Below are 19,117 nucleotides of genomic sequence, written 5' to 3' on the forward strand. Positions count from 1 at the left end.
GGATCAGCGGATGTTGATCACGGTCTGGGTGAGCGCGTCCTGGGCCTGGATCATCTGCGCGTTGGCCTGGAAGTTGCGCTGCGCGGTGATCATGTTCACCAGCTGCTCGGTGAGGTTGACGTTGGAGGCCTCCAGCGCGCCGCCCTGGATCATCCCGAACTCGGCGGTGCCGGCGGCGCCGCGCCGGGCCAGGCCCGAGCCGTGGGTCTCGGCCCAGGCGTTGTCGCCGACCGGCTGCAGGCCCTGCGGGTTGGCGAAGTTGGTCAGCGCCACCTGGCCCAGCGGCGTGGACACGCCATTGGTGTAGCGCGCGCTGACCACGCCCTCGGCCGAGACCTCGATCGTGCTCAGGCGGCCGGTGGCATGGCCGTCCTGGACCAGGGCCGAGACGCCGAAGGTGTCGCCGTACTGGGTCGAGCGCTCCAGGTCGAGGGTGATCTCCATCGGCCCGGCGCCGCCCGGCGGGGTGTGCGGCGGCAGGGTGATGTTGCCGCCGGCCGGCGCCAGCAGCAGGCCGGCCTCGGAATACTGCAGGGTCTGCGGGCCGCCGACGTCGACGCCGTCGATGCGGGTGTAGACCTGCCACTCGTTCGGGTTGGCGGTGCGCACGAAGTACATCGACTGCGAGTGCGGCGCGCCGAGCGAGTCGTAGATCGTCACCGAGGTGGTGTGGTTGTAGGTGGCCGGATCGTCGGCGCTGAACGGCGCCATCGCCGGCGGGGTGGCGTTGCCGGGCAGGTTCAGGCCCAGCGAGACCGAACTGGTGGGGCGCGGCGGGGCGTCGCCGGTGGCCAGGCGCAGGTCGCTCATGCGGCCGGTGTCGAAGCCCTGGCCGCTGGCGTTGGGCAGGAACACCTGCAGGCGCTGGCCGGTCGGGCTGACCACGTAGCCCTCGCGGTCGGCGCCGAAGTTGCCGGCGCGGGTGTAGGTGATGCCGGCGCTGCCGGACAGGGTGAAGAAGCCCTCGCCGGTGAGCGCCATGTCGAGCGAACGGCCGGTGTAGTCGACGTTGCCCTGGGCGAACTGCTGGGCCACGCGCTGCAGGCGCACGCCGGCGCCGACGGTGTTGGCCGACAGGCCGTGGGCCGAGGCCGCGAACACGTCGCCGAACTCGCCGCGCGAGGCCTTGAAGCCGCTGCTGCTGGCGTTGGCGATGTTGTTGGAGGTGATGTTGAGGTCGGCCGACGCCGCGTTCATGCCGCTCAGCGAGATCAGGAAACTCATGGTGTGCTCCTTTGGGAAGGAATAACCGCCGTGGCGACGGTCAGCCGATGCGGTGGATCGCCGACAGCGGCACGCTGCCCATGCCGGCGAGGTTGAGGAAGAGGCCGTTGGGTTCGATCGAGACGCTCTCCACCCGCGCGCTGGCGCGGATGGGCAGCAGGTCGGCGCCCTGGGCCGAGGGATCGCTGGCGCCGGTCACGGCGCGGAAGCCGTACGTGCCGGCGGGCGCGCCCGCGCCCGCGTCGGTGCGGCCGTCCCACTCGAACGCGGTGGGGCCGGCGGCCGGGGCCTCCACGGTCATCCGCCGCACGCGCACGCCGTTGGCGTCGACCACGTCCATCGTGACCGGCCCGGCCGCGACGGCCACGACCTCGCCCTTGAGGCCCGCGCCCGCTTCCAGCGGCACCTGGTCGACCGACACCAGCGCGTCGTGGCCGACCAGCGAGGCCGCGCGCAGGGTCTGGTCGGATTCCATGATGCTGGCCATCGCGCCCATCGCGCCCTGCATCGCGTCGATGCCCTGGACCGTGGAGAACTGCGCGAGCTGGCCGAGGAACTGGTTGTTGTCCAGCGGCTTGAGCGGGTCCTGGTTCTTGAGCTGCTCGGTCATCAGCAGCAGGAAGTCGGCCTGCCCGAGCGCGGTGCTGCGCGCCGGCTGCTGCTGGGCCAGGCCCAGCGCGGCGTAGTCGGTGCTGGCGATCGTCGTCATCGTGGTTCCTCGCGGCCGCCTCAGCGGCCCATGTTCAGGGTGGCCACCGCGAGCTCCTTGGCGGCGTTGAAGACCTCGACGTTGGCCTGGTAGCTGCGCGAGGCGGAGATCAGGTCGACCATCTGCGCCACCGGGTCGATGTCGGGCGCGTACACGTAGCCCTGCGCGTCGGCGAGCGGGTGGCCGGGCTCGTAGCGGCGCAGCGGCGCGGCCTCGCTCTGGCGGACCTCGTCCACGCGCACGCCGGCCAGGGCCGGATCGCCCTCGATGGGCGTGGCGGAGAACACCGGCAGCCGGGCCCGGAACACCTCGTCCGGGTTGCCGGAGACGGAATTGGCGTTGGCCAGGTTGGAGGCGATCGTGCTCAGCCGGACCGACTGGGCGTTCATCGCCGAACCGGCGACGTCGAAGATCGGGAGGTTGCTCATCGCTGTGCTCCTGTCGCGGCGCTTACTGGCCGGTGATCGCGGTCAGCATCGAGCGCACCTTCGACTCGACGAACGAGAGCGAGGCGCGGTACTCGAGGGCCGCCTGGGCGAAGACCGCGTTCTCGAGGTCGCCGTCGACGGTGTTGCCGTCCAGGCTCGGCTGCGAGGACGGGCGGGTGTAGCGGGCGGCCTCGGCGGCGGCGGCGATCGCATCGCCGGCCTCGGCCGACGGGCGCAGGGCCGCGCCCAGGGCGCTGGTGAAGTCGAGGTCCTGGGCCTGGTAGCCGGGGGTGTCGGCGTTGGCGATGTTGGCGGCCAGCAGCTGCAGGCGCTGCTCGCGCAGGGCCAGCGCGGTGCCGTGGATGCCAAGGAAATCGGACATGGGCCCCTCCGTCGGGCGGATTCACCCGTGGAGAGGCAAGCGGCGTGCCAGAACGCGCCGCGCGCGGCGGGCGCGGCTCAGCCCAGGGCCGTGATCCGGGCCGTAACCCGTTGCGCCAGCTCGCGTTCGGAGTACTTGGGCACGAAGTCGTCGGCGCCCACGCGCTCGACCATGGCCTGGTTGAACACGCCCGAGAGCGAGGTGTGCAGGAGCACGAACAGGTTGCGCAGGGCCGGGTCGCGACGGATTTCCGTCGTCAGGGTGTAGCCGTCCATGGCCGGCATCTCGATGTCGGAGATGACCATGGCGTAGCGCGCGGCCGGGGATTCGCCGTCGCGCACCAGCGCCTGGAGGTGGTCGAGCGCCTGGCGGCCGTCGGACAGCAGCAGCGATTCCAGCCCCAGCTGTTCGAGCACCGAGCGGATCTGGTTGCGGGCCACGCGCGAGTCGTCGACCACCAGCACCTGGCGCGGGCCGCGCCCGGGCGGGAGGGCGGTCAGGGTATCCAGGTCGCTGCCGCGCGGGGCGGATTCGGCCAGCACGCTCTCCACGTCGATCAGCTGGATCAGCTCGCCCTGGTGACGGGCCACGCCGGTCAGGTAGTGGCCGTCGCCGCCGACGTCGGGCGGCGGCTGGATCTGCTCCACGGCGATGTTCACGATCCGGTCCACCCCGGCCACCAGGAAGCCCTGGACGGTGCGGTTGAACTCGGTCACGACCAGGTAGCGCGCCTCCCCGGCCTCGTCGGCGGAGAAGCCGATGGCCCGGGCCAGGTCGAGCACCGGCACGCTGCGCCCGCGCACGTCGGCGGCCCCGGCGAAGGCCCTGGGCAGCTGCGGCAGGGTGAACAGCGGCGGGCGCTGCAGCACTTCCTTGACCTTGAACACGTTGACGCCAAAAAGCTGACGGCCGCCGAGGCGGAACAGCAGCAGCGCCAGCCGGTTGTGGCCGGCCAGGCGGGTGCGCTGGTCGATGCGGTCGAGCAGGTCCTGGCTCATGTGTCCCGGTGACGGCCGCCGCGGCGCGATCTTGAGCCCGGCATTCCGCCGGCCCCGTCCCTTCGTAGGAGCGGCTTCAGCCGCGACCCCGGCGGCCGGCCGCGTCCAGGCGCCGCGCGCCCGGGCGTCGCTTCGGAACGGCCGCAGCGCCCCGGGCCGGAGAGGGTCCGCCCCGGTCCTCGGACGTGCCCCGGCCCGCCGGATGGATCGGGCAGGCCCGCATCGAGCCTGTAGGAGCGGCTTCAGCCGCGACCGGGGAACGACGCAGGCTCCCGGTCGCGGCTGAAGCCGCTCCTGCAAGGGGACGGCACGGGTCGGGGGCGAGTCCGGCACGGGGATTGCACGGGCCGGGCAGGCCTTCGAACCACGGGAGGGACCATGACCGACGCCAGGCACCGACCTTCGCGCCGCACGCGGCGCGGGATCGTCGCGGCCGTGCTGGCGCTGTCGGCCGCCCTGGCCGCGGCCCCGGCGCTGGCCAGCGGCCCGCAGCCGCTGGAGGAGATCGCGGCCGCCGCGGTGTCCGCCGTGGGCGCGGGGGACGCGGAGTCGGCGGAGGCGGTGCTGGCGCCGTCGCTGCGGCTCGCGCGCTGCCGCCAGCCGCTGCAGGCGGTGGCGACCGGTCCGACGACGGCCCAGGTGCGCTGTCCGGACAGCCCGGGCTGGCATCTCTATGTCCCGGTCCGGGTGCGGCGCGAAGCCGAGGTGGTGGTCCTGCGCAGCCCGGCCCCGGCCGGGACGCCGATCACCGCCGACCAGCTCGTGGTCCAGACCCGCGACATCGGGGCCGCCGCCGGCCCGACCTTCCGCGATCCGCAGGCCCTGGTCGGCCGCGTGCCGCTGCGCGCCCTCGCTCCGGGCGCGGTGCCCACCGAGCAGGACCTGTCGCTGGGTCCGCCGCTGCGCCGCGGCGACCCGGTGACCCTGGTGTCCCGGGTCGGCGGCGTCGAAGTCCGGATGCCCGGCCGGGCCCTCGGACCCGCCCAGGCGGGGGGGCGGATCGGAGTCCAGAACGTGTCGTCCGGCCGGACCCTGCGCGGCCGGCTGGTGGCCGAAGGCGTGGTCGAGCTGCTGCCATGACCGCCGGCCGCATCCGAATTGGTGACGGGGCTCAAGTTCCGGGCGGGGGGGCCGTTACAGTGCTCGACCAGCCACCCCCAGGAGCGAGCCATGACCCACAAGATCGACGGCAGCGGGCCTGTCCTGCGACCGCAGGAGGCCACGACCCGACCCGTGCCGACGGCCAGTGCCAGCGCCCAGCGCGGTGCGCCGGTGTCGCCGACCGAGAGCATCCGCCTCACCGGCGAGGCCGAAGGCCTGCAGGCGATGGCGCGCGAGCTCGCCAAGGGGCCGGCCAGCATCGACGTGGCCAAGGTCAACGCGCTGCGCGAGGCGATCGCCGACGGCAGCTACCGCGTCGACGCCCAGGCCGTCGCGTCGCGCATGATCGAACTGGATCGGCAGCTCGGGGGCTGACATGAGCGCCGTCGCCGAGCACCCGCTCGAGGCGCTGGAGCGCGCGCTCGACGCCGAGCGCCGGGCGCTGCTCGAGAACGACGTCGACGCCCTGCTGGCGTCCACCGCCGACAAGGTGGCGGCGCTGCGCCGGGCCGAAGCCGCGCAGCCGGGCACGATCCAGGCCGACCGGCTCGAGGCCCTGCGCGAGAAGAACCAGGCCAACGGCATCCTGCTGTCGCGGCGCAGGCGCGAGGTCGGCTGGGCCTTGCGCCACCTGGGGCGCGTGGAATCCACCGGCGTGTACGATGCCCGCGGACAGTCCGGCGCCCGTCCCCAGGCGCGCTGTCTGGGAGTGGGATGAACAGCGGCCAGACGCAACACACGACGACAGGACCCGACCCGGACGCGTGCAGCCGCCGCGTCCACTGGGCTTTCCGCACCACCGAGAACGCCGTGGTCCTGGTCGACCGCGCGCGCGGCCATGCCTGGCCCAATCCGTCCGCCGAGGCCCTGGCCGGCCAGGCGCTGCCGGGCCAGGCGCCGTCCGCCCTGCTCGACCAGCTGCCGCCCGGCGCCTGGGAGCGGGCCCGCGCCGAAGGCCGCTGGGCCGGCGAGGCCACCATGCCCTCGGGCGCGGTGCTGGAGATCGTGCTGCGCCACGACGCCGCCGATGGCGAGGACGGCCTGTTCCTGGTCACCTTCGACGACGTCACCGCGCGCAAGGTGCGCCAGCAGGAGCTGCAGCAGCGCCACGACGAGCTCGAGGCGGCGCACCGGCGCCTGGCCGGGGCGCAGGAGCAGCTGCTGCAGTCGGAAAAGATGGCCTCGATCGGCCTGCTCGCCGCCGGCGTGGCGCACGAGATCAACAACCCCATCGGCTACGTGCACTCCAACCTGGGCACGCTGCACGAGTACGTCACCGCCCTGTTCAGCCTGATCGAGCAGCAGGACGCCGCGCTCCAGGGCGCGGACCCGGGCGTGCGCGAGGCGATCCGGCTGCAGCGCGAGCGGCTCGACATCGACTTCATCCTCGGCGACCTGCCCAAGCTGCTGGCCGAGTCGCGCGAGGGCATCGAGCGCGTCACCAAGATCGTGCAGGACCTCAAGGAGTTCTCCTACGTCGGGCGCGGCGACGCGATGCGGCCCTCGGACCTGCACAAGGGCCTGGAATCGACCCTCAACATCGTCTGGAACGACCTCAAGTACAAGTGCCGGGTGGAGAAGCACTACGGCGAACTGCCGCTGGTCGAGTGCCACCTGTCGGAGATCAACCAGGTGCTGGTCAACCTGCTGATCAACGCCGGCCAGGCGATCGAGAACCGCGGCACGATCACCATCACCACCGGCGCCGAGGACGGCGAGGCCTGGATCAGCATCGCCGACAACGGCTGCGGCATCGCTCCCGACGCGCTGCCGCGGATCTTCGACCCGTTCTACACCAGCAAGCCGATCGGCCGCGGCACCGGGCTGGGCCTGGCGATCGCCTACAGCATCGTGTCCAAGCACCACGGCCGGATCGAGGTGCAGAGCGAGCAGGGCGTGGGCACCACCTTCCGCGTGGTCCTGCCCGTCGTGCAACCGCGCCAGGGCGGGGACGGCGACGACGGCTCCCGCGGCGACGAGGCTCAGTAGGCCGCGAACTCGGCGTCGCCCTGGCGTTCGTGGGCGCGGAACGCGGCCTCGATGTGGCCGCGCAGTTCGTCGTCGTTCCAGGGCTTGGTCAGGAAGCGGTAGATCGAGCCGCGGTTGATCGCCTCGGTGATCGTGGCCAGGTCGGTGTAGCCCGACAGCACCATGCGCACCGTGTCCGGGTACAGCTCGCGCACCTTGGCCAGGAACTCGGTGCCGCTCATGTCGGGCATGCGCTGGTCGGAGACGATCACCTGCACCGGGTTGCTGGCCAGCAGGTCGAAGGCCTCGCGCACGGTGCTGGCGGTGAGCACCTTGTAGCCGTCGCGGCGGAACAGGCGCACCAGAGCGCGCAGCACGTTGTCCTCGTCGTCGAGCAGCAGCAGGGTGCGCTCGGGCCGGGTGGCGGCGAACGCCGACGGCAGCAGGAAGCGCTTCTGCACCAGCGGGTCGAGCAGCTCGGCCGGCAGCGGCGGGCTGAACAGGTGGCCGAGGAAGAAGTCGCAGTGGTTGCGGCGCAGGAAGCCCAGCTCGGCTTCGGTCTCCACGCCCTTGGCGGTGAGCTTCATGTTGAGGCGGTGTCCCATGGCGATGATGCCGCGCACGATCGCCGCACTGCGCGGGTCGCTGGCCACGTTGCGGATGAAGCTGCGCCCGATCTGCAGCCGGTCGAGCGGGTACTGGGCCAGCGCGGCGAAGCTCAGCCCGCCGCGGCCGAAGTCCTGCACCGTGAGCGTCGCGCCCAGCGAGCGCAGCCCGGTGAGGGTGTCGTGGATCCGGTGCACATCCAGCGCCAGCGCGCTCTCGGGCAGCTCGAACTCGAACGAGGAGGCGTTGAGCTGGTAGCGGTGCAGGCGCTCGCCGATCGCGTCCAGGCAGTCGGCGCGCGAGAGCAGCACGCCGTCGATGTGCACCGACAGGGTCAGGTAGTCCAGGCCGCGTTCGCGCCAGGCGGCGAGCTGCTGCATCGCCGCGTCCAGCACCCACAGCCCCAGCTGGCCGGACAGGCCGGCGCGCTCGACCCGGGCCAGGAACCGGTTCGGCCGCAGCAGGCCGTGCTCGGGCGAGTCCCAGCGCAGCAGGCCGCTCATGCCCACCAGGCTGCCGTCCTGCGCCGACACCTGCGGCTGGAAGTACATCTTCATCTCGCCGTGCTCGAGCGCGGCGACGAAGCGGTCGGCGAAGCCCGGTTCGGTGTTCGCGCGCGCCGGCACCCCCGAGTACAGGCCGACGTTGTTGTGGCCGCCGCGCTTGCTCTCGCGCAACGCGCGCTCGGCGCTGGCCAGCAGCGCGGCCGCGTCGGTGCCGTGCTCGGGGAACACCGCGATGCCGATCGAGACCGTCACCGGCAGGGTGTAGGGCGGAATCGACAACGGGCCTTCGAGCGCGTCGCGGAACAGCTCGGCCAGGGCCTCGCCGTTGGGCTCGCCCTCGCGGTAGGCGATGCAGGCCACGAACTCGTCGCTGCCGAGCCGCCACAGGATCGCGTCCTCCGGCATCGTGGCGCGCAGCCGCTGGGCCACGGCGGCCAGCACCTGGTCCCCGACCTCCTCGCCCATGTTCACGTTGACCAGCTGCAGCATGTCGATGTCGACGTGCAGCAGGGCCACGTTGCGCCGGCTGGCCTGGGCCGTGGCCAGCACCGCGGTCAGGCTCGGCCCGCCGCCGCCGAGCCGGTACAGCGCGGTCACCGGATCCACCGGGACCCCGCCGGATTGCTGGAAGCCGAATGTCATGGCGGCAGGGTATCCGGTCCCGGCGCCTGCTTCACCGCCGATACGCACCGGCGGCCGGGCCCCGCGCGCGGCGGACCGGTCATCGCCTCCATCCCGCGCATCCCGGCGTCGATGCGGGCACTGCACTATATTGGCGCGATGCCCGCGCCGCCCACTTTCGATCCCGCGTTCGACGCACTGGTCACCCCGGTGCTGCGGGCGGACCGGGACGGGCGGGTGGTGGCCTGCAACCAGGCCTTCGCGCGCTGGCTGGGGGTAAGCCAGAAGCGGCTGCCCGACCAGCCGCTGGTGGCGCTGGAGGTCGAGGGCGACGGCCTGCGCCGGGCGCTGGAGGGGCTGGAGGAGGCCGACGGCCCGCGCCGGCTGCGGCGGGTGGCGCTGGCCTTCCTCGGCGGCGAGCCGCGCTTCGCCGACGTCTGGCTGGCCCGCGAGCCCGGCGGCGCGATCCTGCTCGAGGCGCATCCGGTCGACGAATTTCCCGGCGAGGATCCGGCCCAGGCCCTGCCGCTGGCGCTGTCGGCCGCGCTCAAGGGCCTGGCCCACGAACTGCGCAACCCGTTGGCCGGACTGCGCGGCGCGGCGCAGCTGCTGGCGCGGCGCGCGGGCGACGGCGAGTCGCGCGAACTGGTGGACCTGATCGCGTCCGAGGTCCAGCGCCTGTCGCAGCTGGTCGACCAGCTGCTGTCGCCGGCCCCGCCACGCCCGCACGAGCCGCTCAACATCCACGGCGTGCTCGAGCAGGTGGTGCGCCTGGCCGAGCAGGAAGCGGGCTGGGCGGTGCGCCTGGTGCGCGACTACGACCCCAGCCTGCCGCCGCTGCGCGGCGATCCCGACCGCCTCACCCAGGCGGTGTGGAACCTGGTGCGCAACGCGATCCAGGCCGGCGCGGCCAACGTCACCCTGCGCACCCGGGCCGAGTTCGGCGCCCGCATCGGCGAACAGGTGCACGCGCTGGCGCTGCGCATGGAGATCGGCGACGACGGGCGCGGGGTGCCCGAGTCGCTGGCCGAGCAGATCTTCCTGCCGCTGGTGTCGGGCCGCGCCGACGGCAGCGGCCTCGGCCTGGCCATGGCCCAGCAGGTCGCACGCGAGCACGGCGGCTCGCTGGGGTATCGTTCGCGCCCGGGCCACACCGTGTTCACCCTGCTGCTGCCGCTGTCCGACGGCGGCGACGGGCCGGACCCGGGCCCCGAAGGAGACCCCGTGCAATGAAGGCAGGCGATGTCCGCTGAAGGCGATACGGTCTGGGTGGTCGACGACGACCGCTCGGTGCGGTTCGTGCTGGCCACCGCGCTCAGCGACGCCGGCTACCAGGTCGCGGGCTTCGACTCGGCCGACGCCGCGCTGTCGGCGCTGGGCACGCGGCCGCCGCCGCAGCTGCTGTACACCGACGTGCGCATGCCCGGCGAGGACGGCCTGGCGCTGCTGGAGAAGATCAAGCAGGCCCACCCGCAGCTGCCGGTGGTGGTGATGTCGGCCTACACCGACGTGGCCAGCACCGCCGGCGCGTTCCGGGGCGGCGCGTACGAGTTCCTGTCCAAGCCATTCGACCTCGACGAGGCGGTGGAGCTGGCCGCGCGCGTGCTGGGCGAGCGCCACGAGCAGCCGGCCGAGCCGGTGGCCGAGGTCGAACCCGACGACGACGTGCTGGTCGGCGACACCCCGGCCATGCGCCAGCTGTTCCGCGCCATCGGCCGCCTGGCGCAGGCGCCGCTCACGGTCCTGATCACCGGCGAGACCGGCACCGGCAAGGAGCTGGTGGCGCGCGCGCTGCACCGCGAGTCGCCGCGGTCGCGGCAGCCGTTCGTGGCGCTCAACACCGCCGCGATCCCGGCCGAACTGCTGGAAAGCGAGCTGTTCGGCCACGAGGCCGGCGCCTTCACCGGCGCGCAGAAGCGCCACATCGGCCGCTTCGAACAGGCCCACGGCGGCACCCTGTTCCTCGATGAGATCGGCGACATGCCGGCCTCGCTGCAGACCCGGCTGCTGCGGGTGCTGGCCGAGGGCGAGTTCTTCCGCGTCGGCGGGCGCGAGCTGATCCGGGTCGACGTGCGGGTGATCGCCGCCACCCACCAGGACCTCGAGGCCCTGGTCCAGGAAGGCCGCTTCCGCGCCGACCTGCTGCACCGCCTGGACGTGGTGCGCCTGCGCCTGCCGCCCCTGCGCGAGCGCCGCGGCGACATCCCGGCGCTGGCCGAGCGCTTCCTGCACGGCGCGGCGGAGAAGTTCTCCGCGCCGCCCAAGCGCTTCTCGCGGCCGGCGATGGAGCGGCTGCTGGCCTACGACTGGCCGGGCAACGTGCGCGAACTCGAGAACCTGTGCTGGCGCCTGGCCGCGCTGGCGCCGGCCGACACCATCACCGCCTCCGACCTCGACGGCATGTTCCAGGTCGGCGAGCGCACCCACGCCGACTGGGACGGCGCGCTGCGGGCCTGGGCGCTGGAGCAGCTCGCGGCCGGCACCCCCGACCTGCATGCGCGGGCGCGCGAACGCTTCGACCACGCCCTGCTCGAAGCCGCGCTCGAGCACACCGGCGGCCGCCGCGCCGAAGCCGCCGCGCGCCTCGGGCTCGGCCGCAACACGGTCACCCGCAAGCTCGGCACCAGCCGCCGTCCGCGGCGCGGCTGAGCCGTCCGCGGCGCGTTGCCTTGACGGCGGCTGGCTGCGACGCGCGCCGTGCCTTGGCCGCGCGCGCATGCCCGGCTAGGCTCGGGGCTCCCGCGGCAGGCCGTGCGCGCGACGCCACGTCGCGTCCACGCGCACGCCCGCATCGTCACCCCCATGCGAGAGACCGCCATCGCTTCCCGACCCATCGCCCGGGCCCTGGTCCGCAACCTGTCCGTCGCCGCCCTGCTGGGCCTCGCCGCCTGCGCCTCGGCGCCACCGCCTGTGGCCGAGCCGGCGACGCCGTCACCCGAGCCGCGCCAGCTCGCCGACCGCGGCACCGTCTCGCGCGCGGTCGCGAACCTGTTCTCCGCCTCCGGCAGCCTGGTCAGCGGGCGCGTGGTGCTGACCCCGGTCGAGGGCGGGGTGCGGATCCGGGGCGAGGTCGGCGGTCTGGTGCGCAACGGCGCGCACGGCTTGCAGGTGCACGAGCGCGGCGACTGCAGCGCGGTGGACGCGCGCAGCGCCGGCGGCTACTACGATCCGCTCGCCGGCACGCGCCAGGACGGCTCCGTGGCCGGCGATCCCGGCCGGATCTTCGCCGGCCCCGACGGCGTCGCCCGCGTCGACCTGGTGGTGCGCGGCGCGGTGCTCGGCGGTGGCGCGGACAACGACATCCTCGGCCGCGCGCTGCTGGTGCTCGGCGCCACCCCGGGCGCGATCAGCGCGCGCGTGGCCTGCGCGGTCATCACCCCGGTTGAATGACGACGCCGCTAGCGTCCCAAGGTTCCGCCCCAGGTTCGAACGACGACAAGGAGCTTCCCATGCGCCATGCCACCCTGCTGGTCCTGCCCGCCGCCCTGGCCCTGGCCGCCTGCCAGCCGCAATCGACCGCCGACCAGGCCGCGACGCCCGCGGCCGATCCACCTCCCGCCGAAGAAGCCGTCGCCGCTCCGGCGGAGCCGGCGCCGGCGCCCGCGGCCGCCCGCGCCAGCCTGGCGCCGACCGAGGGCAGCAGCGTCGCCGGCAAGGTGGAGTTCACCGCCGTGGACGGCGGCATCCGCGTCACCGGCGAGATCACCGGCCTGCCGGCGGGCGGCCAGCACGGCTTCCACGTGCACGAGAACGGCGACTGCAGCGCCCCCGACGGCACCAGCGCCGGCGGTCACTTCAACCCGGCGTCCAGCGCGCACGGGCGGGTGGGCGAGGGCGAGCACCACGCCGGCGACAGCGACAACCTCAGCGCCAACGACCAGGGCGTGGCCGCGGTCGACAACCTGCTGCGCGGTGCGACCCTGGGCGACGGCGCTCCGACCGACATCGTCGGCAGGGCGGTGATCGTCCACGCCGATCCCGACGACTACGCCACCCAGCCCACCGGCAACGCCGGCGCCCGCCTGGCCTGCGGCGTCATCGAAGCCCGGTAAGCCCCGACCGCACCGACCCCGTCGGCCCTGGACCCCTCCCCCCGCTTGCGGGGGGAGGCCGGGAGGGGCACCCCCACCGCCACACCGGACCCGGCTACACCCCCCGCCCGTCCACGTCCGCCGCCGCCTCCACGTACACCACCTCGATGCCGTGCGCGCCCAGCACCGCGGCCAGCTGCCGCTGCCGGGTCTCGAAGCGGGCGAACATCTGCCGCAGGCGCGCCTGGTCGCCGTCCTCCGGGCGATACCGCGCGCGCCAGGCGGTCGGCGCGAACATCGCCATGCGCACGGTGCCGTCGGCATAGCGCAGCAGCGGCTCGGGCGGCGCGTCGAGCACCGCCTCGCGCGCGGGCGAGAGCAGCGCGGTCTCGAGCAGGGGCCACAGCGGCGCCAGGCCCAGGTGGTCGTACTGCAGCGCCACCATCGCCAGCAGGTCGTGCAGGGTGAGGCTGCGCGCGTGCTCGATCCGGGCGCCGAACGCCTCCTGCAGCAGCAGCGCGGTGTCGGCCGCGGCCATGCCCTCGTCGAGCAGGCGCGCCTCGAACACGCCCGACACCGCCTGCGCCGTCGCCGGCTCGCCCTGGAGCAGGAACGGCAGCACGCGCAGGCTGCCGCCACGCATGCCCGGATCGGCCTGCAGCGGCAGCGGGACGTCGCCACCGGCGTCGGCGCCGAAGGCCACCAGCCGCGGCGGTCCGCCACGGCCCGGCGCGCGCGCCAGAAGTTCGGCCAGGCGCCGGTGCAGCGGCCAGCCCGGGCGCAGCGCTTCGGCGGGATCGAAATGCGCCGCGGCCAGGCACAGGTCCATGTCGCGCACCCGCGGTTCGAGCGCAGCCAGGTCGCGGCCGAGGCACGCCGCCAGCCGCGCCGCGTCCTCCTGGCCCAGCGCCGCCCGTGCCGGCTCGCTGGCGTGGGCCAGCTCGATCGCCAGCACCCCGGCCACCGTCCCGGCGGGCAGCGCCGGTGCGTCGATGGCGGCAATGTGCGATTCGTTCATGGGGCCATTCGCCACGGTACGTTAGACTCGGCCATTATGCCCGCCGCCGGTGGCGGGCCCGTACCCTCGAGAGGCCCCACGATGCTGCAAGGTCGTCCCGTCGCCGTGCTGGGCGGCGTCCGCATTCCGTTCTGCCGCCAGAACACCGCCTACGCGGACGTCGGCAACCTCGGCATGTCGGTGCGCACCCTCGGCGCGCTGGTCGAGAAGTTCGGCCTGCACGGCCAGCAGCTCGGCGAAGTGGCGATGGGCGCGGTGATCAAGCACGCCTCGGACTGGAACCTCGGCCGCGAGGCCGCGCTCTCGTCCGGGCTCTCGGCGCTGACGCCGGGCATCACCATGCAGCGTGCCTGCGGCACCTCGCTCGACACCATCAACCTGATCGCGACCAAGATCGCGACCGGCCAGATCGAGTCGGGCATCGGCGGCGGTTCGGACACCACTTCCGACGTGCCGATCGTGTACGGCAAGTCGCTGCGCCGACGCCTGCTCGCGGCCAACGCGGCGAAGACGGCGAAGGACAGGCTGGCCGCGTTCAAGGGCTTCCGCCTGCGCGAACTCAAGCCCGACTTCCCCGGCGTGGCCGAGCCGCGCACCGGCAAGTCGATGGGCGAGCACTGCGAGGACATGGCGAAGGAGTGGAACATCTCCCGCGACTCGCAGGACGAGCTCGCCGTGGCCTCGCACCACAAGCTCGCCGCCGCCTACGAGCGCGGCTTCTTCGAGGACCTGGTGGTGAGCTTCCGCGGCGTCTCGCGCGACAACATCCTGCGCCCGGACACCACGATCGAGAAGCTGGCCACGCTCAAGCCTGTCTTCGACCGCGTCTCCGGCCGCGGCACGCTCACCGCCGGCAACTCCACCCCGCTCACCGACGGCGCCGCCGCGTGCCTGCTGGCCAGCGAGGAATGGGCCGACGCGCACGGCCACGAAGTGCTGTGCCGGATCCGCGACGTGCACGTGGCCGCGGTCGACTTCGTCCACGGCGAAGGCCTGCTGATGGCGCCGACGGTGGCCGTGGCCGAGATGCTGGCGCGCAACGGGCTCACCCTGCAGGACTTCGACATCTACGAGATCCACGAGGCCTTCGCCGCCCAGGTGCTGTGCACGCTGCGCGCGTGGGAGAGCGAGGAGTACTGCCGCAACCGCCTCGGCCTGTCGGCGCCGCTGGGCCGGATCGACCCGGCCAGGCTCAATCCGGTCGGTTCCTCGCTGGCCACCGGCCATCCCTTCGCCGCCACCGGCGCGCGCATCGTCGCCACCGCGGCCAAGCAGCTCAAGGAACGCGGCGGTGGCCGGGCCCTGGTGTCGATCTGCACCGCCGGCGGCATGGGCGTGGTCGCGATCCTGGAGCGCTGAGCCGCGCCAGCGGGGCCGGCGCGTGGAATCGGTCGAACGGTCCGTCGCGGTCGAAGGCGGCCGGCTCTTCGTACGCCACTGGCGGCCCCGCGCCCGCGCCGCCGGCGCGCCGCCGTTGCTGCTGCTGCACGATTCGCTCGGCAGCGTCGCCCAGTGGCGCGGGTTTCCCGCGCGCCTGGCGGGCGTCCTGCAGCGCGAGGTGATCGCCTACGACCGGCTCGGCTTCGGGCGCTCGACCCCGCGCACCGCGCGCCACCGGCTGGACTTCATCGACGAGGAGGCGCGCCGGCAGCTGCCCGCCCTCGCCGACGCGCTCGGACTGGAGCGCTACGCCCTGCTCGGCCACAGCGTCGGCGGCGGCATGGCCCTGACCGCGGCGGCGTTCGACCCGGAGCGCTGCGCATGGGTGGTATCGATGTCGGCGCAGGCCTTCGTCGAGCATCGGACCGTCGAGGGCGTACGCCGCACGCAGCAGGAGTTCGCCCTGCCGGGCGGCCTCGGCAAGCTCGCCTTCTGGCACGGCGAACGTGCCGCCTGGGTGCTCGATGCCTGGACCGGGACCTGGCTCGATCCCGACTTCGTCGACTGGTCGCTGGATCCGGTGCTGCCGCGCGTGCGCTGCCCGGTGCTGGCGCTGCACGGCGACCGCGACGAGTACGGCTCGGAGGCATTCCCGCGCCGGATCGTCGCGGGCGTCGCCGGGCCGGCGCGGATGGTGCTGCTCGACGACTGCGGCCACATGCCGCACCGCGAACATCCCGACCGGGTGCTGGCCGAGATCGCCGCGTTCGTCTCGCAGGCCGCGGAAGAGGCCCTGCGCGGCTGATCCGCCGCGCTCGGTCGCGCGCGGTCTCCCGACGATCCGGCGCGCGCGTGTCCGCATCGCACGGGGTGGCCGGCGCATCCGTTCCAGGGCGTCGGGTTCTTCGGCGCCGGACTGCCCGTGCTCGACTGGCGTGGCCGTTGCCCGGCGGGTGCGATCGGTAGAATCGCGCCATGTCCCTCCTCCAACTCCAGCGCGTCGACTTCGGCGTCGGCGGTCCGCTGCTGCTCGAACGGGTCGACCTGTCGATCGAGGCCGGCGAACGCGTATGCATCGTCGGCCGCAACGGCGCCGGCAAGTCCACCCTGCTGCGCCTGGTCGCGGGCGAGCTGAAGCCCGACGACGGCGAGGTGCGGCTGCAGTCCGGGGTGGTGGTCGCGCGCATGGCGCAGGAAGTGCCGCAGGATGCGACCGGCCCCGTGTTCGACGTGGTCGCGGCCGGGCTGGGCGAACTCGGCGCGCTGCTTGCCCGCTTCCACCACGCGCTCGAGGCGGGCGACATGGCCGCGATGGGCGAGGCGCAGGCGCGGATCGAAGCCCTGCACGGCTGGGACCTCGACCGCCGCGTGGCCCAGGTGATCGAGCAGCTCGAACTGCCCGCGCAGGCGTGCTTCGAGGCGCTGTCGGGCGGCATGAAGCGGCGCGTGCTGCTGGCCCGCGCGCTGGTGCGCAAACCCGACATCCTGCTGCTGGACGAGCCCACCAACCATCTCGACATCGCGTCGATCGCGTGGCTGGAAGGCTTCCTCAAGTCGTTCGCCGGCAGCCTGCTGTTCATCACCCACGACCGCGGCTTCCTGCGCGCGCTGGCCACCCGCATCGTCGAGATCGACCGTGGCCGCGTCACCAGCTGGCCGGGCGACTACGACAACTACCTGCGCCGGCGCGAGGAGCGCCTGCACGCCGAGGCCCAGGAGCAGGCGCGCTTCGACAGGCTGCTGGCGCAGGAGGAAGCCTGGATCCGCCAGGGCATCAAGGCCCGGCGCACCCGCAACGAGGGCCGGGTGCGCGCGCTCAAGGCGATGCGCGCCGAGCGCGCGCGCCGGCGCGAGGCCAGCGGCAACGTGCGGATGGAGGTCGCCCAGGGCGGTGCGTCCGGGCGCAAGGTGATCGAGATGCGCGGCGTCAGCCACGGCTACGGCGACCGCCGCCTGCTCGAGGATGCGTCCACCACGATCCTGCGCGGCGACCGCATCGGCATCATCGGCCCCAACGGCTCGGGCAAGTCCACGCTGCTGCGGATCCTGCTCGGCGAGCTGCAGCCCGAGCGCGGCGAGGTCGTGCACGGCACCGGCCTGCAGGTGGCCTACTTCGACCAGCACCGCAGCCAGCTCGACGAGTCGCTCAGCGCGCTCGAGAACGTGGCCGAAGGCCGCGAGTACGTGGAGATCAACGGCGCGCGCAAGCACGCCATCGGCTACCTGCAGGACTTCCTGTTCACACCCGAACGCGCGCGTGCGCCGATCACCCGGCTTTCGGGCGGCGAGCGCAACCGCCTGTTGCTGGCCCGGCTCTTCGCCCAGCCGTCCAACCTGCTGGTGATGGACGAGCCGACCAACGATCTCGACATCGAGACCCTGGAACTGCTCGAGGAACTGCTGCTCGATTACCCCGGCACCCTGCTGCTGGTCAGCCACGACCGCGACTTCCTCGACAACGTGGTCACCAGCACGCTTGTGCTGGAGGGCGAAGGCCGGCTGGGCGAGTACGTGGGCGGCTACAGCGACTGGCTGCGGCAGCGCGGGCCACCACCGGCACGGGCGCAGGCGCCGCCGGCTCCGGCGCCGGTGAAACCGGCGCCGCCCACCGCTCCTGCCGCGCCGCCGGGCAAGCGCAAGCTCGGCTATCGCGAGGCGCGCGAGCTCGAGCAGCTGCCGGCACGCATCGAGCAGCTCGAAGCGGAGATCGCGCGGCGCACGGACGCGATGCACGATCCCGGCTTCTACCAGCAGGACGGCGCCGCCATTACCGCCGCGAACCTCGAGCTCGCGCGGCTGCAGGAGGAACTCGACGCGGCCTACAAGCGCTGGGAGGAGCTCGAGTCGCGCTGACGCCGCCGCTCAGGCGCCGAACGCCGCGCCGCGCAGCGCCACCGCCAGCGCGGCCGCGGTCATCGCGCCGAGTCCGACCGCGATCCGGATCCCGAACGCTGCCCCGCCGCTGGCGAAGGCGACCACCGACTTGGCCAGCGCGCTGGCCGCGAACAGTCCGATCACGGCCCAGCGCGCCTGTCCGGCGTCGATGGTGCCGTTGCCGAACAGGGTGGCGACCGTCGCGGCCGCGGCCTGCAGCTCGGCCAGCGCGGTGAGCAGGGCCGCGCCCAGCGCCGCCTTCGGCCCCAGCCACTGGGCCGCGACCTGGGCCAGGAACAGCACGCCCGCGATCAGCGCCGCCAGGCCCAGCGCCTGGCCGATGCGGAACATGCGCGTGTCGGCGGTCGGCGGCGGCGCGTCGGCCTGTTCGCCGCGATGGAATCCCAGCGCCGCGCCGGCCAGCAGCACCGTGCCCGCGGCCACGAGTTCCGGCGCCACCGCGCGCAGCAGCGCCGGCGCCACCGCCAGCATGACCGGCACCAGCAGGCTCAGCGAGGCGAAGTTGGCGAGCAGGGTCGCGCCGACCGCGGACGAGCGCAGCGCCGGCTGCGCGCGCACGCGCTGGCCGAAGCCGGCGGTGGCCGCGGTGGAGGACACGTAGCCGGCGAAGAAGCCCGACAGCAGCAGGCCCCAGCGGCTGCCGATCAGGCGCAGCGCAATGTGGCCCAGGGCGCCGATCGCCATCACCAGCACCACCAGCTTCCACACCGTGGCCAGGTTGATCGCGCCATAGGGGCCGATCGGCTCGTCGGGCAGCAGCGGCATCACGATCAGGGCGAAGGCGAGCAGCACCAGGCCGTCGGTGATCTCGCGGTCGCTGATGTGCTCGCGGCTGATGTGGTGCAGCATCGGCTTGGCGTAGACCAGGATCGCCACCAGCACCGCCAGCGCCGCCGCCGCCACCGGCAGGCGCATCGCGAGCCCGCCGAGCAGGGTGGTGCACAGCATCGCGACCTCGGAGGTCACGCCTGCGTCGCGATGGCTGGTATGCAGGTAGCTCAGCGCGGCGAGCACGCCGGCCAGCAGCAGCACCGCGATGAACGCGGGCAGGCCCAGCCACATCGCGATCGCGCCGGCGAGGGCGAGCAGGGTGTGCGAACGCAGCCCGGCGGCGATCGCCGGGTCGTCCTGCTTGCGGCGTTCGTAAAGCAGGCCGATCAGCAGGCCGGCGCCCAGCGCCGTGGTCAGGGACAGGACGGGCAGGTCGGACGCGCCGGGCATCGCGCCACTATGCCATGCGCGCCGGCCGC

19 protein-coding genes are annotated in these 19,117 nt (G+C 73.7%); 11 read left to right on the forward strand and 8 right to left on the reverse strand.

What is annotated here, in order from left to right; genetic code table 11:
* Window positions 1-3: 3 nt before the first annotated feature.
* From flgE to LUTJ29_RS0107885, 5 genes are all read right to left on the reverse strand, one after another.
* Window positions 4-1,224: a flagellar hook protein FlgE gene (gene flgE, locus LUTJ29_RS0107865; RefSeq protein ID WP_027072042.1), complete on the reverse strand. Its 1,221-nt coding sequence runs from the start codon at window positions 1,222-1,224 to the stop codon at window positions 4-6.
* A 40-nt stretch (window positions 1,225-1,264) separates the two neighbouring features.
* Window positions 1,265-1,933: a flagellar hook capping FlgD N-terminal domain-containing protein gene (locus LUTJ29_RS0107870; RefSeq protein ID WP_027072043.1), complete on the reverse strand. Its 669-nt coding sequence runs from the start codon at window positions 1,931-1,933 to the stop codon at window positions 1,265-1,267.
* Window positions 1,934-1,953: 20 nt separating this feature from the next.
* Window positions 1,954-2,361, reverse strand: coding sequence for a flagellar basal body rod protein FlgC (flgC, locus tag LUTJ29_RS0107875; protein WP_027072044.1), 408 nt, complete (start codon window positions 2,359-2,361; stop codon window positions 1,954-1,956).
* A 22-nt stretch (window positions 2,362-2,383) separates the two neighbouring features.
* Window positions 2,384-2,743: a flagellar basal body rod protein FlgB gene (flgB, locus tag LUTJ29_RS0107880; RefSeq protein WP_027072045.1), complete on the reverse strand. Its 360-nt coding sequence runs from the start codon at window positions 2,741-2,743 to the stop codon at window positions 2,384-2,386.
* Between the two features lie 77 nt (window positions 2,744-2,820).
* Entirely contained in the window at window positions 2,821-3,741 is a 921-nt protein-coding gene (locus tag LUTJ29_RS0107885; protein WP_027072046.1) for a chemotaxis protein, read from the reverse strand.
* A 378-nt stretch (window positions 3,742-4,119) separates the two neighbouring features.
* Between LUTJ29_RS0107885 and flgA the strand changes: the two genes are divergently transcribed.
* The 4 genes from flgA to LUTJ29_RS16715 all read left to right on the forward strand — a co-directional run bounded on the left by flgA (window position 4,120) and on the right by LUTJ29_RS16715 (window position 6,831).
* Window positions 4,120-4,821, forward strand: a complete 702-nt coding sequence (flgA, locus tag LUTJ29_RS0107890) for a flagellar basal body P-ring formation chaperone FlgA (protein WP_051322830.1) — start codon at window positions 4,120-4,122, stop codon at window positions 4,819-4,821.
* 90 nt (window positions 4,822-4,911) lie between these two features.
* Entirely contained in the window at window positions 4,912-5,217 is a 306-nt protein-coding gene (flgM, locus tag LUTJ29_RS0107895; RefSeq protein WP_027072048.1) for a flagellar biosynthesis anti-sigma factor FlgM, read from the forward strand.
* Between the two features lies 1 nt (window position 5,218).
* Window positions 5,219-5,560 (forward strand): flagellar protein FlgN, encoded by a 342-nt coding sequence (locus tag LUTJ29_RS16710; RefSeq protein ID WP_051322831.1) that lies wholly within the window; start codon window positions 5,219-5,221, stop codon window positions 5,558-5,560.
* Window positions 5,557-6,831: an ATP-binding protein gene (locus LUTJ29_RS16715; RefSeq protein WP_084524776.1), complete on the forward strand. Its 1,275-nt coding sequence runs from the start codon at window positions 5,557-5,559 to the stop codon at window positions 6,829-6,831. Before LUTJ29_RS16710 ends, LUTJ29_RS16715 begins: the two co-directional genes overlap by 4 nt.
* Here LUTJ29_RS16715 and LUTJ29_RS0107910 read toward each other — a convergent pair.
* The gene (locus LUTJ29_RS0107910) at window positions 6,825-8,564 is read right to left on the reverse strand and encodes an EAL domain-containing protein (protein ID WP_051322832.1); all 1,740 of its coding nucleotides are present in this window, start codon (window positions 8,562-8,564) and stop codon (window positions 6,825-6,827) included. The genes LUTJ29_RS16715 and LUTJ29_RS0107910 overlap by 7 nt on opposite strands.
* A gap of 138 nt (window positions 8,565-8,702) precedes the next feature.
* Here LUTJ29_RS0107910 and LUTJ29_RS16720 point away from each other — a divergent pair, with 138 nt between their 5' ends.
* From LUTJ29_RS16720 to LUTJ29_RS0107930, 4 genes are all read left to right on the forward strand, one after another.
* Window positions 8,703-9,776 (forward strand): ATP-binding protein, encoded by a 1,074-nt coding sequence (locus tag LUTJ29_RS16720; RefSeq protein WP_051322833.1) that lies wholly within the window; start codon window positions 8,703-8,705, stop codon window positions 9,774-9,776.
* Between the two features lie 9 nt (window positions 9,777-9,785).
* The gene (gene ntrC, locus LUTJ29_RS0107920; RefSeq protein ID WP_027072050.1) at window positions 9,786-11,192 is read left to right on the forward strand and encodes a nitrogen regulation protein NR(I); all 1,407 of its coding nucleotides are present in this window, start codon (window positions 9,786-9,788) and stop codon (window positions 11,190-11,192) included.
* Between the two features lie 153 nt (window positions 11,193-11,345).
* A complete protein-coding gene (locus tag LUTJ29_RS0107925; protein ID WP_051322834.1) occupies window positions 11,346-11,933 on the forward strand; it encodes a superoxide dismutase family protein in 588 nt (195 codons plus the stop codon).
* Between the two features lie 59 nt (window positions 11,934-11,992).
* The gene (locus LUTJ29_RS0107930) at window positions 11,993-12,595 is read left to right on the forward strand and encodes a superoxide dismutase family protein (RefSeq protein ID WP_027072052.1); all 603 of its coding nucleotides are present in this window, start codon (window positions 11,993-11,995) and stop codon (window positions 12,593-12,595) included.
* A gap of 94 nt (window positions 12,596-12,689) precedes the next feature.
* Here the strand turns inward: LUTJ29_RS0107930 and LUTJ29_RS0107935 are convergent, their stop codons facing one another.
* Entirely contained in the window at window positions 12,690-13,592 is a 903-nt protein-coding gene (locus LUTJ29_RS0107935; protein WP_051322835.1) for a hypothetical protein, read from the reverse strand.
* Window positions 13,593-13,673: 81 nt separating this feature from the next.
* Between LUTJ29_RS0107935 and LUTJ29_RS0107940 the strand changes: the two genes are divergently transcribed.
* The 3 genes from LUTJ29_RS0107940 to LUTJ29_RS0107950 all read left to right on the forward strand — a co-directional run bounded on the left by LUTJ29_RS0107940 (window position 13,674) and on the right by LUTJ29_RS0107950 (window position 17,825).
* Entirely contained in the window at window positions 13,674-14,951 is a 1,278-nt protein-coding gene (locus tag LUTJ29_RS0107940) for an acetyl-CoA C-acetyltransferase (protein ID WP_027072054.1), read from the forward strand.
* A gap of 22 nt (window positions 14,952-14,973) precedes the next feature.
* Window positions 14,974-15,777 carry an alpha/beta hydrolase gene (locus LUTJ29_RS0107945; RefSeq protein ID WP_027072055.1) on the forward strand — a complete coding sequence of 268 codons (804 nt, stop codon included), beginning with the start codon at window positions 14,974-14,976 and terminating at the stop codon, window positions 15,775-15,777.
* Window positions 15,778-15,947: 170 nt separating this feature from the next.
* On the forward strand, window positions 15,948-17,825 hold the full coding sequence (locus LUTJ29_RS0107950) for an ATP-binding cassette domain-containing protein (RefSeq protein ID WP_027072056.1): 1,878 nt from the start codon (window positions 15,948-15,950) through the stop codon (window positions 17,823-17,825).
* A gap of 9 nt (window positions 17,826-17,834) precedes the next feature.
* On the opposite strand, the gene LUTJ29_RS0107955 is transcribed toward LUTJ29_RS0107950, so the two are convergent.
* Window positions 17,835-19,088, reverse strand: coding sequence for a DUF4010 domain-containing protein (locus tag LUTJ29_RS0107955; protein WP_027072057.1), 1,254 nt, complete (start codon window positions 19,086-19,088; stop codon window positions 17,835-17,837).
* Window positions 19,089-19,117 lie beyond the last annotated feature (29 nt).

It is taken from the genome of Luteimonas sp. J29, from assembly GCF_000472505.1.
GTDB lineage: Bacteria > Pseudomonadota > Gammaproteobacteria > Xanthomonadales > Xanthomonadaceae > Luteimonas.

Bases quoted from the DNA above. Each gene is read 5' to 3' on its own strand.
- LUTJ29_RS16715 (WP_084524776.1), top strand. From the start codon at position 5,557: ATGAACAGCGGCCAGACGCAACACACGACGACAGGACCCGACCCGGAC.
- flgA (WP_051322830.1), top strand. From the start codon at position 4,120: ATGACCGACGCCAGGCACCGACCTTCGCGCCGCACGCGGCGCGGGATC.
- ntrC (WP_027072050.1), top strand. From the start codon at position 9,786: ATGTCCGCTGAAGGCGATACGGTCTGGGTGGTCGACGACGACCGCTCG.
- LUTJ29_RS0107940 (WP_027072054.1), top strand. From the start codon at position 13,674: ATGCTGCAAGGTCGTCCCGTCGCCGTGCTGGGCGGCGTCCGCATTCCG.
- LUTJ29_RS16710 (WP_051322831.1), top strand. From the start codon at position 5,219: ATGAGCGCCGTCGCCGAGCACCCGCTCGAGGCGCTGGAGCGCGCGCTC.
- LUTJ29_RS0107885 (WP_027072046.1), bottom strand. From the start codon at position 3,741: ATGAGCCAGGACCTGCTCGACCGCATCGACCAGCGCACCCGCCTGGCC.
- LUTJ29_RS0107950 (WP_027072056.1), top strand. From the start codon at position 15,948: ATGTCCCTCCTCCAACTCCAGCGCGTCGACTTCGGCGTCGGCGGTCCG.
- LUTJ29_RS0107955 (WP_027072057.1), bottom strand. From the start codon at position 19,088: ATGCCCGGCGCGTCCGACCTGCCCGTCCTGTCCCTGACCACGGCGCTG.
- flgB (WP_027072045.1), bottom strand. From the start codon at position 2,743: ATGTCCGATTTCCTTGGCATCCACGGCACCGCGCTGGCCCTGCGCGAG.
- LUTJ29_RS0107935 (WP_051322835.1), bottom strand. From the start codon at position 13,592: ATGAACGAATCGCACATTGCCGCCATCGACGCACCGGCGCTGCCCGCC.
- LUTJ29_RS0107925 (WP_051322834.1), top strand. From the start codon at position 11,346: ATGCGAGAGACCGCCATCGCTTCCCGACCCATCGCCCGGGCCCTGGTC.
- LUTJ29_RS0107870 (WP_027072043.1), bottom strand. From the start codon at position 1,933: ATGACGACGATCGCCAGCACCGACTACGCCGCGCTGGGCCTGGCCCAG.
- LUTJ29_RS0107910 (WP_051322832.1), bottom strand. From the start codon at position 8,564: ATGACATTCGGCTTCCAGCAATCCGGCGGGGTCCCGGTGGATCCGGTG.
- flgM (WP_027072048.1), top strand. From the start codon at position 4,912: ATGACCCACAAGATCGACGGCAGCGGGCCTGTCCTGCGACCGCAGGAG.
- flgC (WP_027072044.1), bottom strand. From the start codon at position 2,361: ATGAGCAACCTCCCGATCTTCGACGTCGCCGGTTCGGCGATGAACGCC.
- flgE (WP_027072042.1), bottom strand. From the start codon at position 1,224: ATGAGTTTCCTGATCTCGCTGAGCGGCATGAACGCGGCGTCGGCCGAC.
- LUTJ29_RS16720 (WP_051322833.1), top strand. From the start codon at position 8,703: ATGCCCGCGCCGCCCACTTTCGATCCCGCGTTCGACGCACTGGTCACC.
- LUTJ29_RS0107930 (WP_027072052.1), top strand. From the start codon at position 11,993: ATGCGCCATGCCACCCTGCTGGTCCTGCCCGCCGCCCTGGCCCTGGCC.